The following is a 16,019-nucleotide window of genomic DNA, read 5'->3' on the forward strand; positions in this document are numbered from 1 at the left end:
CTTACGGCTTACGGCTTATACGGAGTAACATGTCAGAGAGGCGACACATCCAAATCCTCGATCCCCGCCTGGCCAACCAGATCTCGGCCGGCGAGGTGGTCGAGCGGCCCGCGTCGGTGGTCAAGGAGCTGGTGGAGAATGCCATCGATGCCGGCAGCCGGCGCATCGAGATCGAACTGGAGAAGGGCGGGGCTCGACTGATCCGCGTGCGCGACGACGGCAGCGGCATCGGCGAGGCCGACCTGCCGTTGGCGCTGTTGCGCCACGCCACCAGCAAGATCGTCTCCCTGGAAGAGCTTGAGGGCGTGGCAAGCCTGGGCTTTCGTGGCGAGGCGCTGGCCTCGGTCAGCTCGGTGGCACGCCTGGAGTTGACCTCCAATACCGACGAGGAGCCAAGCGGCGGCTGGCGTGTGGTGGCCGAGGGGCGGCGCATGGAGCCGCGGGTGAGCCCGGCGCCGCATCCGCGCGGCACCTCGGTGACGGTTCGCGATCTGTTCTTCAACACCCCGGCGCGGCGCAAGTTCCTGCGCACCGAGAAGACCGAGTTCGGCCACGTCGAGGAGGCTTTCCGGCGCCAGGCGCTGTCACGCTTCGACATCGGCTGGGTGCTGCGCCACAACCACAAGACCCTCCACCAGCTGCCGGCGGGCGATGACCCGGTGGCCCGGGAGCGTCGTCTCCAGTCCCTGCTCGGCAAGGCCTTCCTGGAGAACGCCCTGTACCTGGATCTGGAGGTGGGCGACTTGCGGCTGTGGGGCTGGGTCGGGCTGCCGACCCACTCCCGTGCCCAGGCCGACCAGCAGTACTTCTTCGTCAACGGCCGCGTGGTGCGCGACCGCCTGGTTGCGCACGCCATCCGCCAAGCCTATCGCGACGTGCTTTTCCACGGCCGCCATCCGGTGTTCGTGCTCTACCTCGAGGTCGACCCCCGGGCGGTGGATGTCAACGTCCATCCCACCAAACATGAGGTGCGCTTTCGCGACGGACGCATGGTCCACGACTTCTTGTTTTCGAGCCTGCACCGCGCACTGGGCAAGGCCCGGCCCGGCGAACGTGACGAGGCCTGGAAAGCCGAGGAAGCCGAGCAGGAAAAGGGGGCGGGCGATGTGCGTGAAGCGCCGCCGGCCTGGCAGCAGCAGCCCATGGCGCTGCCCGGCCACGAGGCATCGGGCGATGGGCCTGGTGATAGCGGTCGCGATAGAGTGACGCCTGACCGGGTACGGGCCTTTATGGAGGGTTACCGCGCACTGCATCCCGATCACGAGGAGAGCCTGCTGACCCCTCAACCGGCGGCCTCGGCCATCGGTGGCGGCGCCACGGAGGTGGCCCTCGATGAGTGTCGCGCCGGTCAGGCGGCGCCTGCTCCGCGCCCGGCGATGCCCGAGGAGGACACGACCCGCGCGCCGCCGCTGGGCTATGCCGTGGCCCAGCTGCACGGGGTCTACATCCTGTCGCAGACCGAGCGCGGCCTGGTGGTGGTGGACATGCATGCCGCTCACGAGCGCATCGTCTACGAGCGCATGAAGGCCCAGGTGCATGGCGCCGCCGGGAATGACGGTGGATTACAGGCCCAGCCGCTGCTGGTGCCGGTGTCGCTGGCGGCGAGCCCCGCCGAGGTGGCTACCGCCGAGGCCGAGCATGACTCCTTCGCGCGCCTGGGCGTAGAGCTCGACGTGGCCGGCCCCGAGACCCTGCTGGTGCGACAGGTGCCGGTACTGCTCGCCGAGGCCGACGTGGAACCGCTGGTGCGTGACATGCTCGCCGATCTGGAGCGCTATGGGCGCTCCGACCGGCTCGAGGCACGCATCAATCAGTTGCTGTCGACTATGGCCTGCCACGGCAGCGTGCGCGCCAATCGCCAGCTGGGGCTCGAGGAGATGAATGCCCTGCTGCGCGACATGGAACGCACCGAGCGCAGCGGCCAGTGCAACCACGGTCGCCCTACCTGGACCGAGATGAGCTTGAAGGAGCTGGACCGCCTTTTCCTGCGTGGTCAGTGAACTCGATGTGCTGAACCGGACTGTTTTATGGGAGACACCGGGGACAGGTCATAGAGGAGGTCCGATTCCAGGGATGGAAACGGTAGCGTCCAAGGAGGGATTCACAGCGCCTCCTCGCAGACCTGTCGCCGGGTTCATCTCTTCTGGAGCCTGAATGCCTGACGACCGCCCTCCCGCCATTCTGCTGATGGGGCCCACCGCCGCCGGCAAGACCGACCTGGCTATTGAACTCCATGAGCGGCTGGGCGGCGAGCTGATCAGCGTCGACTCCGCCATGGTCTATCGCGGCATGGACATCGGCAGCGCCAAGCCCTCGCCCGATGAGCTGGCGCGAGCGCCGCACCGGCTGATCGATATCCGCGACCCGGCCGAGCCCTACTGCGCCGCTGACTTCTGCGAGGATGCCCTTCGCGAGATGCATGCGATCAGCGACGCAGGCCAGGTGCCGCTGCTGGTCGGTGGTACCATGATGTACTTCAAGCGCCTGCTCGAGGGGGTGGCCAATCTGCCCGCCGCGGCCCCGGCGGTGCGCGCCGAACTGGAGGAAAAAGTGGCGCGTCATGGCCTGGCGGCGCTGCACTCGGAGCTGGCTCGCGTCGATCCGCTCTCGGCGGCGCGCATCCATCCCAATGATCCCCAGCGGCTGATGCGGGCCCTGGAGGTCCAGCGCGTCAGTGGTCGCCCACTGAGCGCGCTGTGGGCCGAGCAGCGCCGTGAAACCTTTCCCTTTCGCACACTGTCGATTGGCCTTGCGCCGGCGGATCGTGGTCTGCTCCATGCGCGCATCGCCCGGCGCTTCACGGCGATGCTCGATGCCGGGTTCCTCGATGAGGTGGCGGCCCTGAAGGCCCGCGGCGATCTCGCGGCCTCGCTGCCCGCCATGAAAAGCGTAGGCTATCGTCAGGCCTGGGCCTGCCTGGAGGGTGAGTTCGGGCGTGACGAGCTCGAGCAGCGCGGGATCATCGCCACCCGTCAGCTGGCCAAGCGCCAGCTGACCTGGATGCGCCGCTGGCCGGGTTTGCACTGGGTCGACAGCCTGGGCCCCGACCCCTTGGGCGAGGTACTGAAACTCGTGCGCGAATTCAGCACTTAGCGTAAGATGGCCCTTTCGGTGGCGGGGTGAACAGTCCCCCTCGGGTTATCCAGCGCTGCCCCTGTCGTGGCAGCAACGACGACCGACACAACATCAACCCCAGAGACACTTCAGGGAGAGCAACATGTCCAAAGGGCAGTCCCTTCAAGACCCGTACCTGAACATCCTGCGCAAGGAGCGCATTCCGGTATCGATTTTCCTGGTCAATGGCATCAAGCTGCAGGGTCAGATCGAATCCTTCGACCAATTCGTCATCCTGCTGCGCAACACCGTCAGCCAGATGGTCTACAAGCACGCCATCTCCACCGTGGTGCCGTCGCGCAACGTGCGCCTGCCGGCCCCGGATGCGCAGCCGGACCCTGATGCGTGAGGTATTGATTGTTTTTTGAACGCCCCGACGCCGGCGAAACGGCGATCCTTGTCCATGTGGAGTTCCAGGACGAGCAGGAGCGCGAGGATGTGGGGGAGTTCCTCGAACTCGTGCGCTCGGCCGGCGCAAAGCCGGCCACCCTGATCACCGGCAGTCGCAAGCGCCCAGATTCTCGCACCTTCGTGGGGTCGGGCAAGCTCGAGGAGTTGCGTGAGGCGAAGGACGTGCATCATGCCGAGCTGGTGATCTTCAATCATGGCCTGAGCCCCTCCCAGGAACGCAACCTGGAGCGCGAGCTCAAGTGCCGGGTGATCGACCGCACCGGCCTGATCCTCGATATCTTCGCCCAGCGTGCCCGCACCCACGAAGGCAAGCTGCAGGTGGAGCTCGCCCAGCTTGAGTACCTGTCGACGCGCCTGGTGCGCGGCTGGACCCACCTCGAGCGCCAGAAGGGCGGCATCGGCTTGCGCGGGCCGGGCGAGACCCAGCTCGAAACCGACCGCCGCCTGCTGCGGGCGCGCATCAAGGCGATCCACAAGCGGCTCGACAAGGTACGCAGCCAGCGCAGCCAGAACCGCCGGGCCCGCTCCCGGGCGGAGATCCCCAGCGTCTCGCTGGTGGGCTACACCAATGCCGGCAAGTCCACGCTATTCAACGCCCTGACGTCCGCCCGGGTCTATGCGGCCGACCAGCTCTTCGCTACCCTCGACCCGACGCTGCGTCGCCTGGAGATCGAGGACGTAGGGCCGGTGGTGCTGGCCGATACCGTGGGCTTTATCCGTCACCTGCCCCACAAGCTGGTCGAGGCCTTCCGCGCCACCCTGCAGGAGGCTGCCGAGGCCTCGCTGCTGGTGCATGTGATCGATGCCGCCGACCCTGATCGCGAGCGCAATGTCGCTCAGGTCGAGGCGGTGCTCGACGAGATCGGCGCCCTCGAAGTGCCGACCCTCAAGGTGATGAACAAGATCGACCTGCTCGACAGCGCACCACGCATCGAACGCGACGGCGAGGGCCGCCCCGAGGTGGTCTGGCTCTCGTCCCGCGAGGGCAAGGGGCTCGAACTGCTGGAGCAGGCGCTCTCGGAGTGCCTGGCCGATGACATCATCGACTTCGAGCTCTGCCTGGCCCCCGAACAGGGCAGGCTGCGGGCCGGGCTGCACGACCTCGGTGCGGTGCGCGGGGAGCGCTTCGATGACGCGGGTCACACCCTGCTGGAGGTGCGCCTGCCGCGGCGCGACTTCCTGCAGCTGATGGCGCGACTGGGCGAGCACGCCGACGATTACCTGCCGGCGGCACTGCAGGCGCCGCCGGTGTGGGAGGCGTGATGCGACAAGCCCCTCCCTTGGACGGGAAGGCCAGCCGCCACGACACGCTGGCTGCCACGCTACGAAGACAGGGACGCCGGGCCGCGCCGGGCGATACCCGCAGGATCGCAACCGATACCCGTTGCCGGTACGCTGGCCGCGGAATGCAACGCATAGTGGAGACGACGTATGGCTTGGAATGAGCCTGGTGGTGGCAACCAGCATGACCCCTGGAGTGGGGGTGGCCGCGGTGGCAGTGGCGGCGGAGGTAAGGGGGGTGGCAATCAAGGGCCGCCCGACCTCGACGAGGCCTTGAAGAAGTTTCAGAACAAGCTCAACAGCATGCTGGGGGGGCGCGGCGGCAAGCGCGGTGGTCCTGGCGGCAAGGGCGGCGGTGGCAAGCCACGCAATGCCTTCACCCTGCCGGGCCTGCTGATCGTGGTGGCCCTGGCCATCTGGGCGGCGAGCGGCTTCTACCTCGTCGACCAGTCCGAGCGCGGGGTGGTACTGCGCTTCGGCAAGTTCCAGCAGGTGGTCACCCCCGGGCTGCACTGGAACCCCCCGCTGATCGACGATGTGCGCATGGTCAACGTCACCCGGGTGCGCTCGCTGACCCAGACCCAATCGATGCTGACCCAGGACGAGAACATCGTCGAGGTCGAGATATCGGCCCAGTACCAGGTCGCCGACCCGCGCAACTTCGTGCTCAATGTGCGCAACCCCGAGCTCAGCCTCGAGAACGCCCTGGACAGCGCGCTGCGCCACGTGGTCGGCGGTACCGACATGATCGATATTTTGACCTCCGGGCGCGAAATCCTCGGCAGCTCGGTAGCCAGCCGCCTGCAGTCCTACCTGGACAGCTACGGCACCGGTATCCTGCTGCAGACCATCAACGTCGAGTCTACCTCGCCGCCGGATGCAGTCCAGGACGCCTTCGATGATGTCATCCGTGCCCGCGAGGACCGCCAGCGCACCATCAACCAGGCCACCGCCTACGCCAACGCCATCATTCCCGAGGCGCAGGGCCAGGCACAGCGCCTGGTCGAGCAGGGCCAGGGCTATCGCGAATCGGTGGTCGCCGAGGCTAAAGGCCAGGCGAACCGCTTCAACGCGCTGCTCGTCCAGTACGAGTTGGCACCCTCGATCATGCGCGAGCGCCTCTATCTGGATGCCCTTAGCGAAGTGTTCGCTAATACCTCCAAGGTGATGGTCGACGCCGCCGACGACAGCCCGCTGATGGTCCTGCCGCTCGGCCAGCGTTTCAGCGGTGGCAGCGCCGGCAGTGATGCCAGCCAGCAGGGCCAGCAGGATGAATTGGATCCGCGGGTGCTTGAGCGCATGCGCTCAAGCCAGTCGTCGAGCAGCAATAGTAACAGCAGCAACAGTGGTATCCGCAGGGAGGGCCGCTAATGATGATCAATAATCGTTCCCTGCTCGTCGTCGGTGGCCTGGCCGCTCTCGCCTGGCTGGCCAGCAATAGCCTCTATGTGGTCAACGAAACCGAACGGGCGGTGAAGCTGCGCTTCGGCGAGATCGTCGAGGAGAACATCCAGCCGGGATTGCATTTCAAGATCCCGATCACCCAGACGGTGCGCACCTTCGACACTCGGTTGCTGACCCTGGATACCGATCCCAGCCGCTACCTGACGCGCGAGCAGAAGGCGGTGATCGTCGATTCCTACGTGCAATGGCAGGTGATCAACCCCACCCAGTACTACGAGGCCACCGCCGGTGACGAGATGATGGCCCGGCGACTGATCCAGCCACGGGTCGACGAGAGTCTGCGTAACGAGTTCGGTCGCCTAAACCTGCAGCAGATCATCGCCGAGCGCCGCGATGACCTGATGACAGGGCCCACCGAGCAACTCGACGCCCTGTTGCGCGACGAGCTAGGGGTGGCGGTCCGCGACATTCGCGTCAAGCGTATCGACCTGCCGGAGCAGGTCTCTTCGGCGGTCTATGAGCGCATGCGCTCCGAGCGTGAACGTCAGGCACGCGAGTGGCGCGCCCAAGGGAAAGAGGAGGCCGAGCGCATTCGCGCCAACGCCGACCGCCGTCGCCAGGTACTGCTGGCCCAGGCTCGGGCCCGTTCCGAGACCCTGAGAGGTGAGGGCGATGCTGAAGCCGCGGCGATCTTCTCCGATGCCTATGGCAAGGACGCGGAGTTCTTCAGCTTCTGGCGCAGCCTCAACGCCTACCGTGATAGCTTTGTGGGAGACGACAACATGCTGATCCTCGACCCTTCCAGCGAGTTCTTCCAGTACTTCAAGAGTCCGCAGAGCACGGAGCAGTGACTGTCCCGGCGGGCGGTGCGCCGCCCGCCGGCCGGGGTTCAACCGACCGGCAAACGTGGTAGAATCCTTCAACCGGGCGTGGCCCGGTTTTTTTGTGGCCTCTCCACTCCCGGCGCTCCCGTTCGTCAGCACGCCAGGCGTGGCTCGGGCATCGTCGCAGGCCAACCATCGTTTTGCAGGGTGAACGACATGACCATCGCTGACCGCTGGCTGCTCCCCGACGGCATGGACGAGGTGCTGCCCCCTCAGGCCAGCCGCATGGAGGAGCTGCGCCGTGCGTTGCTCGACCTCTATCACCGCTGGGGTTACGATCAGGTGATGCCGCCGCCGGTGGAATTTCTGGACTCCCTGCTCACCGGCACCGGCACCGACCTCGATCTACAAACCTTTAAGCTCACCGACCAGATGACCGGCCGCCTGATGGGCGTGAGCGCCGATGTCACGCCCCAGGTGGCGCGTATGGATGCCCACTCGCTGCGTCGCCAGGGGCCGGTGCGGCTCTGCTACTGCAGCAACGTGCTGCGCGCCAAGGCCGACCAGCACCAGGGCGGTCGCAGCCCGGTACAGGTCGGCGTGGAGCTGTTCGGCCACGCCGGCCTGGAAGCCGACCTGGAGATCCTGCGCCTGGCGCTGGCCAGCCTCGAGACCGCCGGGGCAATGGAGATCCATCTGGCGTTGGGCCATATCGGTATCTACCGTAGCCTGGTGCAGGCAGCGGGGCTGGATGCCGACCAGGAGCGTGCGCTGTTCGAGGCCCTGGCCCTTAAGTCGCCGGGCGAGTTGACGGCACGCGTGGCGCAGAGCGTGCGTGACCCAGGCCTGGCGGCGATGTTCCGTGCCCTGGGCGATCTACACGGCGGGCTGGAGGTGCTGGAGGCCGCCCGTGAGGCCTTCGAGGAGGCGCCCCAGGCGGTGGGCGCGGCACTCGATCAGCTACGTGACCTGGTCGACGGGGTGCTCGCCGAGCATCCCGAGATAGCCCCCTACTTCGACCTGGCCGAACTGCGCGGCTACCAGTATCACACCGGCATGATGTTCGCCGCCTATGTGCCGCACTATGGTCAGGCGTTGGCCAAGGGCGGACGCTATGATGACACCGGTCGCGCCTTTGGCCGCGCCCGGCCGGCCACCGGCTTCTCCATGGACCTCAAGTTGCTGGCCACCCTGGACAGCGCGGACCCTCGGCCGGATGGCATCTGGGCCCCGGCCGAAGGGGAGGGGCTTGCCGAAGCCCTTCAGGCGCTTCGTCGGCAGGGAGAGCGGGTTGTCCAGGCGCTCCCCGGGCAGCGCACCGGGCCGGCGGAGCATCGCTGCAACCGCCGGCTGGAACGTATCGACGGGCGCTGGGAGCCGCGCTTGCTCGAGAGCTTACATGACCGGGCCTGAGGGCCGGCGGTCAATGACCTTGGCCCTGGGCCTTTCCACGGGCACGGTGCCGCAACGAGAGACGAGAGCACAATGGGTAAGAACGTAGTCGTACTGGGCACCCAGTGGGGTGACGAAGGCAAGGGCAAGGTGGTCGACCTGCTCACCGAATCCGCTTCCGCCGTGGTGCGCTTCCAGGGCGGGCACAATGCCGGCCACACCCTGGTTATCGATGGCGAGAAGACCGTCCTGCACCTGATTCCCTCGGGTATCCTGCGCAACGACAAGATCTGTGTGATCGGTAACGGTGTGGTGCTGTCGCCCGAGGCGTTGATGGAGGAGATTCGCGAGCTGGAAGGCAAGGGCGTACCGGTGCGCGAGCGCCTGCGCCTGTCGCCGGCTTGTCCGCTGATCCTGCCCTACCACGTGAGCCTGGACCAGGCCCGCGAAAAGGACCGGGGCGTAGCCAAGATCGGCACCACCGGTCGCGGCATCGGCCCGGCCTATGAGGACAAGGTGGCGCGTCGCGGTCTGCGCCTCGGCGACATGCTCCACCGTGAGCGCTTCGCCTCCAAGCTCGGCGAAGTGCTTAGTTATCACAACTTCGTGCTGACCCAGTACCATGGCGTGGAGCCGGTGGACTTCCAGAAGGTGCTCGATCAGGCGATGGCCATGGCCGAGGAGCTGCGCCCCATGGTCTGCGACACCGTGGGCCTGGTCCACGAGATGCGCCGCGCCGGCGAGAACATTCTTTTCGAGGGGGCCCAGGGCTCGCTGCTAGACATCGACCACGGCACCTACCCCTTCGTGACCAGCTCCAACACCACTGCCGGCGGCACCGCCACCGGTTCTGGTGTGGGGCCGCTCTATCTGGACTACGTGCTGGGCATCACCAAGGCCTATACCACGCGGGTCGGCTCAGGCCCCTTTCCCACCGAGCTATTCGACGACCACGGCCGTCACCTGGCCAAGAAGGGTCACGAGTTCGGTGCCACCACCGGACGCGCACGCCGCTGTGGCTGGTTCGATGCCGTGGCCCTGCGTCACGCCGTGCAGATCAACTCCGTCTCGGGCCTGTGCCTGACCAAACTCGACGTACTCGATGGCCTGGAGAACATCCGCGTCTGCGTGGGCTATCGCAGCAAGGATGGCGAGGTGCTCGACACCCCCGTGGACTCCGAAGGTTATGAAGCCATCGAGCCGCTCTACCAGGATCTGCCGGGCTGGAGCGAGTCGACGCTTGGGGCGCGTCGTGTCGAGGACCTGCCGGCCAATGCGCGCTCCTATATCAGCTTTCTGGAAGAGCGGGTGGGCACCTCCATCGACATCATCTCCACCGGCCCGGATCGCAACGAGACCATCGTGCTGCGCAATCCCTTCGCGGACTGACTGACGATGCGGCGGCTCGCTCAGAAATCGATGCCGCGACGGGCCTGCAGGCCGCTGTTGAAGGCGTGGCGCACCTCCTGCATCTCGGTGACCGTATCGGCCATGGCGATGAGCTCGCGATGGGCATTGCGCCCGGTGATGATCACTGTCTGCTCGGCGGGGCGCTCTTCCAGAGCCTTCTTCACGACCTGAATGTTCAGGTAGCCGAACTTGAGCATGTAGGTGATCTCGTCGAGCACCACCAGATAGACGCCCGGGTCGCCAAGCATCCGCTGGGCATCGGCCCACACCGCTTGGCAGGCCCGGGTGTCGGCCTCGCGGTCCTGAGTGTCCCAGGTGAAGCCGGTGGCCATGATAGCCACCTCGAGGTTGGAGTCCTTTGCCAGCCGCTCGCGCTCGCCGCACTCCCAGAGCCCCTTGATGAACTGCACCACACCGACCCGATAGCCGTAGCCCAGGGCACGGGTCACCGTGCCCCAGGCCGCGGTAGTCTTGCCCTTGCCGTTGCCGGTGAAGACCAGCAGCAGCCCGCGCTGCTCGGTGGCTTGGGTGATCTTTTCGTCGACGCGGGACTTGAGTTTCTGCATGGCCTGCTGGTGGCGGGTGTCGCGATCGCTCATCGGGGCTCCGTAGGTTGTACAAGGCTTGTCCAGTAAGTCGACAGCATACGCCCCCAGCAGCCCGGCGTCAGCTATCCCAGCTCATGCCCGTTCGCGCACCTGGGCCTCCATGCGGGCCAGGAAGACCGCCATGATGCGCTCGTAGAGCGCGCGACCGAGCACGGCATCCTCGATGCCGGCGTCCACGTTGGGGTTGTCGTTGACCTCGATCACCACCACCCGGTCACCGGCCTGCTTGAGATCCACGCCGTAGAAGCCGTCACCGATCAGCCGAGTGGCCTTGAGCGCCGCCTTGATCACCGCCGCGGGCACCTCGGCTGGGTCATGGGTGGTGAAGCCACCACTCTTCACCCGTGTGCCAGAGTGGTCATAGATCTGCCAGTGGCCGCGGGCCATGTAGTAGCGGCTGGCGAACAGCACCTGGCCATCGAGCACGCCGATTCGCCAATCGTAGTCGGTGGGCAGCCATTCCTGCAGCAGCAAAAGTGCCGAGGTCGTGAACAGTCGGCTGGCCTCGCGTTCGAGCTGCTCCACCGATTCGACCTTGACGATGCCCCGCGAGAAGGCGCCGTCGGGAATCTTGAGCACCAGGGGGAAGTCGAGGCCGGCGAGGCGGTCTTCCAACGCTCGGCGATCGCCGCGCTTGAGCAGAACCCCCTGTGGTGCCGGCACGCCCCGTGCCCGCAACAGGGCGTGCAGATAGACCTTGTTGGTACAGCGCAGGATGTCGCGGGGGGAATCGATCACCACCAGCCCTTCATGTTCCGCCCGCCGGGCCATGCGATAGGTGTGGTGGTCCAGCGCGGTGGTCTCGCGGATGAACAGGCCATCGAACTCGGCAAGCCGGCCGGCATCCTTGCGGGTGACCAGCGAGACATCGATGCCCAGGCGGCGTCCTGCGCGAATGAAGGCCTTCAGCGCCGCGCGATTGCTGGGCGGCAGGGCCTCCTGTGGATCGACCAGGATCGCCAGGTCGAAGCGGTAGCGGCGTCGTGCCTTGGGGGTGCGCCACACCTTGCGGGAGTGGCGGTTGAGGGCGCTGGCGAACAGGTCCTGCTCTTCGGGCGCCAGCTCGCGCAGCCTCAGCGGCTTGAGGCGCGACAGTCGCCACACGGCGTGGCGACGCACCAGGCGGGCCTCCAGCAAGGGGCAGGGCAGGCGCTCGAAGAGCCGGCGTGCCAGCCGCGCCAGGCCGGGCTCACGACATTCGCCGAACAGTACTCGCAAGGTCAGCTGGTCGCCGGGCAGCGACCCCTGGCGTGCCAGCTCGCCGAGCAGCGGGTCGAGGCCATCGAGCTGGAGGTCGACCAGCGCCTTGCGGCCCAGGGCGTTGAGGGTCTCGACCGCGGGCAGTACCCGCTGCCCGCGGGCCTGGGCCAGCAGCGAGACATAGTAGCCCGTGCCCAGGTAGTCGAGTTCGCTGCACAGGTTGATCACATGGGTGGTGCGATCCTGATCATCATTGAGGCGCTGTAGCCGGTCCTGGGCGAGAAAGTCGTCGGCGGTGATCAGGTCTTCGGTGGGATAATAGGGCCGCCAGTCTTCCAGTCGATCGACGACGATGCGCAGCGGACACATGGCAGGGCTTCCAGGCAAGGCGGCGAGATGCCGCCGGAATGTGGCCAGCATGCCCTTGAGCCGGCTCTCCGACAAGATGGCGTTCATGTGAAAAGATTTCATGGACGATGCTGATGACAGCGATATTGGCCATGATCACAATCGTCTCTGCGATGTTGGAGATACGAGATGACCGTCACTCTGCGCCAGGCCCTGAGCCATGACCTGGATGCCCTCTATCGCCTGGAACAGGTGGCCTTCAGCGGCGATCGCTTCAGTCGCCGCCAGCTTTGGCATCTGCTCAACCGGGCCAATGCCCTGACCCTGCTCGCCGAGCAGCGCTCACACGACGATGGACCGTCGAACTTGTTGGGCTATGGCACCCTGCTGTTTCGTCGTGGTACCCGTCGTGCCAGGCTGTATTCCTTCTGCGTGCATCCTGACGCACGCGGTGGTGGGCTGGGCCGGCGCCTGCTGGAAGCCCTGGAGGATAAGGCGCTGGCGCGTGAAGCCGAGGTGCTCGGCCTCGAGGTGCGGGTCGATAACCAGGCGGCACTGGGACTCTACCAGCGGATGGGCTTCTGTCCCGAGCGTTGGTTGGCCGACTACTACGAGGATGGCTGCGCGGGCTGGCAGATGGCCAAGCCGCTGCTGAGCGAACCGCTGGCCGCACAATCCCGCGAGGGCTGATAGAATCCCGCTTTCGTCTTCCTCGACCAGCCATCTTCCCGCCATCAGGAGATGTCCATGCCCTCCTTCGATATCGTTTCCGAGTTCGACAAGCACGAAGCCAGCAATGCCGTGGATCAGGCTAACCGGGAGATCCAGACCCGCTTCGATTTCAAGGGTGTAACCGCGAGTTTCACGCTCAACGGCGAAACCGTCTCTTTGGAGGCCGAGGTCGACTTCCAGCTCAAACAGATGCTCGACGTGTTGCGCAACAAGCTCATCGCCCGCGGCGTCGATGCCCGCTGTATGGACGTCCAGGAGCCGGTGCTTTCGGGGGTTCGCGCCCGCCAGGAGGTGATCCTCAAGCAGGGGCTCGACCAGAAGCAGGCCAAGGACATCGTCAAGCGCATCAAGGAGAGCAAGCTCAAGGTGCAGGCGCAGATTCAGGGCGAGAAGGTCCGGGTCACCGGCAAGAAGCGCGATGATCTCCAGGCTGTGATGGCGCTGCTGCGCGGCGAGGAGGGCCCCGACTTGCCGCTGCAGTTCGACAACTTCCGCGACTGATGGCCGTGTTGGCGCCTTGATGGTGGGCGCTTGGATCCTCTTGCGCCCGAGCCGCTTGGCCTGCGCTGATCATGACTGCTATCGCATGGCTTTGAGCTCCAGGCGTGAGGCACCGTACAATGGATAGCCATCACCGACAGGAGCCATCCTCGATGTCCGAACCGCAGCCGATCTTTCTGAGTGACTACCGCCCGCCCGCCTACCGAGTGACCCGCACCGAGCTGACGTTCGACCTCGACCCCCACGCCACCCGGGTCAAGGCGCGCCTGCATATCGAGCGCCACCCGGAGCACGAGGCCGGTACGCCGCTGGAGCTCGACGGCGAGCGGCTGGTTCTCAAGCGCATTGCCATCGATGGCCAGCCGTTGGAGCCGGACGAGTACCAGGTCGGCGAGGCGGGGCTGGTCGTGCATCGGGTACCGAAGGCCTTCCTGCTCGACACCGAGGTCGAGATCGCCCCCGACGGCAACACGGCGCTGTCGGGGCTCTATCGCTCGAGCGGCATGTTCTGCACCCAGTGCGAGGCCGAGGGTTTTCGCCGCATCACCTTCTACCCGGATCGCCCCGATGTCATGGCGAGCTTCTCCACCACGGTGATCGGTGACGCCGAGCGCGAGCCGGTGCTGCTCTCCAACGGCAATCCGGTGGAGCGTGGCGAGCTGCCCGGCGAACGCCACTTCGTCACTTGGGAGGACCCGCACCCCAAACCCAGCTACCTGTTCGCCCTGGTGGCCGGCGATCTGCGCAAGGTCGAGGATGCCTTCACTACCATGAGCGGGCGTGACGTGACCCTGCAGATCTGGGTCGAGGAGGAGAACCTCGACAAGACCGAGCACGCCATGGCCTCACTGAAGCGCGCCATGCGCTGGGACGAGCAGACCTATGGCCGCGAGTACGACCTGGACCTGTTTATGATCGTGGCAGTCAACGATTTCAACATGGGCGCCATGGAGAACAAGGGGCTTAATATCTTCAACTCGGCGGCGGTACTGACTCATCCCCGCACCGCCACCGATGCCGCCTTCCAGCGCGTCGAGGGGATCGTCGCCCACGAGTACTTCCACAACTGGTCGGGCAACCGGGTTACCTGTCGCGACTGGTTCCAGCTCTCCCTCAAGGAGGGCTTCACGGTATTTCGCGACCAGTGTTTCTCGGCTGACATCAACTCGGCACCGGTCAAGCGCATCGAGGACGTCGCCTTCTTCCGCACGGCCCAGTTCGCCGAGGACGCCGGTCCCACCGCCCACCCGGTACGCCCCGACCACTATATCGAGATTGGCAACTTCTACACCTTAACCATCTACGAGAAGGGCGCGGAGATCGTGCGCATGCTCTCGAACCTGGTGGGGAAGGAGGCTTTCCGCCGTGGCAGCGATCTCTATTTCGAACGCTTCGACGGCCAGGCGGTGACCATCGAGGATTTCGTGGGCTGCATGGCCGAGGCCTCCGGCCAGGACTTCGAGCAGTTCATGCGTTGGTACTCCCAGGCCGGAACCCCGCAGATCGACGCCCACGGCGAGTACGACTATGCCAACGCCGAGTACCGCCTTATCCTGCGCCAGCGTACCCCGGCGACCCCGGGCCAGCCGGAAAAGCAGGCGCTGCATATCCCGGTCCGCCTGGGCCTGGTAGGCACCAAGTCTGGACGTGACCTACCGCTCACCCTGGAGGGTGAAACGCTTGGCACCGATACAGTGATCCACCTGCGCGAGGAGGAGCAGGAGTTCCTGTTCACCGAGGTCAGCGAGGCGCCAGTGCCCTCGCTGCTGCGCGGCTTCTCGGCCCCGGTCAAGCTGCACTTTCCCTACAGTCGCGAGGATCTGGCCTTCCTGCAGGCCCACGACACCGACGGCTTCAACCGCTGGGATGCCGGGCAGCGTCTCTCCTTGCTGGCCCTGGACGATCTGATCGCGGCTCATCGTAATGGCGTCGAGAAGGTCATGGACCCGCGGGTGGTCGAGGCCTTTCGCGTGCTGCTGGAGGCACAGCCCGACGACAAGGCGATACTGGCCCAGATGCTGACCCTGCCCTCCGAGGCCTACATTGCCGAGCAGCAGCCGCTGGTCGACGTGGATGCCATCCATGCCGCACGCACCTTCGTCAGGCAGGGCCTGGCCCTGGCGCTGCGTGACGACTTTCTGCGCATCTACCGCGAGAACCAGGACGACGCCCCCTATGCGCCGGAACCCGAGCAGATCGCCCGGCGCAGCCTCAAGAATGTGGCGCTCGCCTATCTCATGGCCATCGAGGATGAGGACGCCGTGCAACTCGCCCGCGAGCAGTTCGAGGCGGACCACAACATGACCGATGTGCGCCATGCGCTGACCCTGCTGGTACACAGCTCGCGCAGCGATATCGCCGACCCCGCCCTCAAGACCTTCGGCGAGACCTGGGCCCACGACCCGCTGGTCATGGACCAGTGGTTCGCCATCCAGGTGACCCGTCCGCAGCCGGATGTGCTCGACCGTGTCAGGTTCCTGATGGCGCACCCGGCCTTCTCGCTGAAAAATCCCAACAAGGTGCGGGCACTGATCGGTACCTTCGCCAACCAGAATCCGGTGAACTTCCATCGCGCCGACGGGGCGGGCTATCGGCTGCTGGCCGATACCGTGATCGAGCTCAATCGCCTCAATCCGGAGATCGCCGCTCGTCTGGTTACGCCACTGACGCACTGGGCGCGCTTCGATGAGGATCGCCAGGCATTGATGAAGGGTGAGCTCGAGCGTATCCGTGCCGAGAAGCTCTCGCCGAATGTCTACGAGCTTGTCGAGAAGGCTCTGGCCTGAAGGGCAAG

Annotated in this window: 13 protein-coding genes; 11 read left to right on the forward strand and 2 right to left on the reverse strand. The window is 65.9% G+C overall.

What is annotated here, in order from left to right:
• Positions 1-29 precede the first annotated feature (29 nt).
• The 8 genes from mutL (at position 30) to DFO68_RS07605 (ending at position 9,815) form a co-directional block, all read left to right on the forward strand.
• On the forward strand, positions 30-2,000 hold the full coding sequence (gene mutL, locus DFO68_RS07570) for a DNA mismatch repair endonuclease MutL (protein WP_133483053.1): 1,971 nt from the start codon (positions 30-32) through the stop codon (positions 1,998-2,000).
• A gap of 154 nt (positions 2,001-2,154) precedes the next feature.
• The gene (miaA, locus tag DFO68_RS07575; RefSeq protein ID WP_133483054.1) at positions 2,155-3,093 is read left to right on the forward strand and encodes a tRNA (adenosine(37)-N6)-dimethylallyltransferase MiaA; all 939 of its coding nucleotides are present in this window, start codon (positions 2,155-2,157) and stop codon (positions 3,091-3,093) included.
• A gap of 124 nt (positions 3,094-3,217) precedes the next feature.
• Complete coding sequence (gene hfq / locus DFO68_RS07580; RefSeq protein ID WP_106229908.1) at positions 3,218-3,463, forward strand: RNA chaperone Hfq; 246 nt, start codon at positions 3,218-3,220, stop codon at positions 3,461-3,463.
• Between the two features lie 8 nt (positions 3,464-3,471).
• Positions 3,472-4,788 (forward strand): ribosome rescue GTPase HflX, encoded by a 1,317-nt coding sequence (gene hflX, locus DFO68_RS07585; protein WP_133483055.1) that lies wholly within the window; start codon positions 3,472-3,474, stop codon positions 4,786-4,788.
• A 168-nt stretch (positions 4,789-4,956) separates the two neighbouring features.
• Positions 4,957-6,177, forward strand: a complete 1,221-nt coding sequence (gene hflK / locus DFO68_RS07590; protein WP_133483056.1) for an FtsH protease activity modulator HflK — start codon at positions 4,957-4,959, stop codon at positions 6,175-6,177.
• Positions 6,178-6,179: 2 nt separating this feature from the next.
• Positions 6,180-7,061, forward strand: a complete 882-nt coding sequence (hflC, locus tag DFO68_RS07595) for a protease modulator HflC (RefSeq protein WP_133483122.1) — start codon at positions 6,180-6,182, stop codon at positions 7,059-7,061.
• A 189-nt stretch (positions 7,062-7,250) separates the two neighbouring features.
• Positions 7,251-8,447, forward strand: a complete 1,197-nt coding sequence (locus tag DFO68_RS07600; protein ID WP_133483057.1) for an ATP phosphoribosyltransferase regulatory subunit — start codon at positions 7,251-7,253, stop codon at positions 8,445-8,447.
• A gap of 72 nt (positions 8,448-8,519) precedes the next feature.
• Positions 8,520-9,815 (forward strand): adenylosuccinate synthase, encoded by a 1,296-nt coding sequence (locus tag DFO68_RS07605; RefSeq protein ID WP_133483058.1) that lies wholly within the window; start codon positions 8,520-8,522, stop codon positions 9,813-9,815.
• A gap of 20 nt (positions 9,816-9,835) precedes the next feature.
• Here DFO68_RS07605 and cobO read toward each other — a convergent pair whose 3' ends face one another.
• On the reverse strand, positions 9,836-10,435 hold the full coding sequence (cobO, locus tag DFO68_RS07610) for a cob(I)yrinic acid a,c-diamide adenosyltransferase (protein WP_133483059.1): 600 nt from the start codon (positions 10,433-10,435) through the stop codon (positions 9,836-9,838).
• Between the two features lie 81 nt (positions 10,436-10,516).
• Entirely contained in the window at positions 10,517-12,013 is a 1,497-nt protein-coding gene (locus DFO68_RS07615; RefSeq protein ID WP_133483123.1) for a RimK family protein, read from the reverse strand.
• A gap of 168 nt (positions 12,014-12,181) precedes the next feature.
• Between DFO68_RS07615 and DFO68_RS07620 the strand changes: the two genes are divergently transcribed.
• The 3 genes from DFO68_RS07620 (at position 12,182) to pepN (ending at position 16,011) form a co-directional block, all read left to right on the forward strand.
• The gene (locus tag DFO68_RS07620) at positions 12,182-12,682 is read left to right on the forward strand and encodes a GNAT family N-acetyltransferase (RefSeq protein WP_133483060.1); all 501 of its coding nucleotides are present in this window, start codon (positions 12,182-12,184) and stop codon (positions 12,680-12,682) included.
• Positions 12,683-12,739: 57 nt separating this feature from the next.
• Positions 12,740-13,225, forward strand: coding sequence for a YajQ family cyclic di-GMP-binding protein (locus DFO68_RS07625; RefSeq protein ID WP_133483061.1), 486 nt, complete (start codon positions 12,740-12,742; stop codon positions 13,223-13,225).
• 152 nt (positions 13,226-13,377) lie between these two features.
• Positions 13,378-16,011, forward strand: coding sequence for an aminopeptidase N (gene pepN / locus DFO68_RS07630; protein ID WP_133483062.1), 2,634 nt, complete (start codon positions 13,378-13,380; stop codon positions 16,009-16,011).
• Positions 16,012-16,019 lie beyond the last annotated feature (8 nt).

This window comes from Halomonas ventosae, from assembly GCF_004361885.1.
GTDB classification, from domain to species: domain Bacteria; phylum Pseudomonadota; class Gammaproteobacteria; order Pseudomonadales; family Halomonadaceae; genus Halomonas; species Halomonas ventosae_C.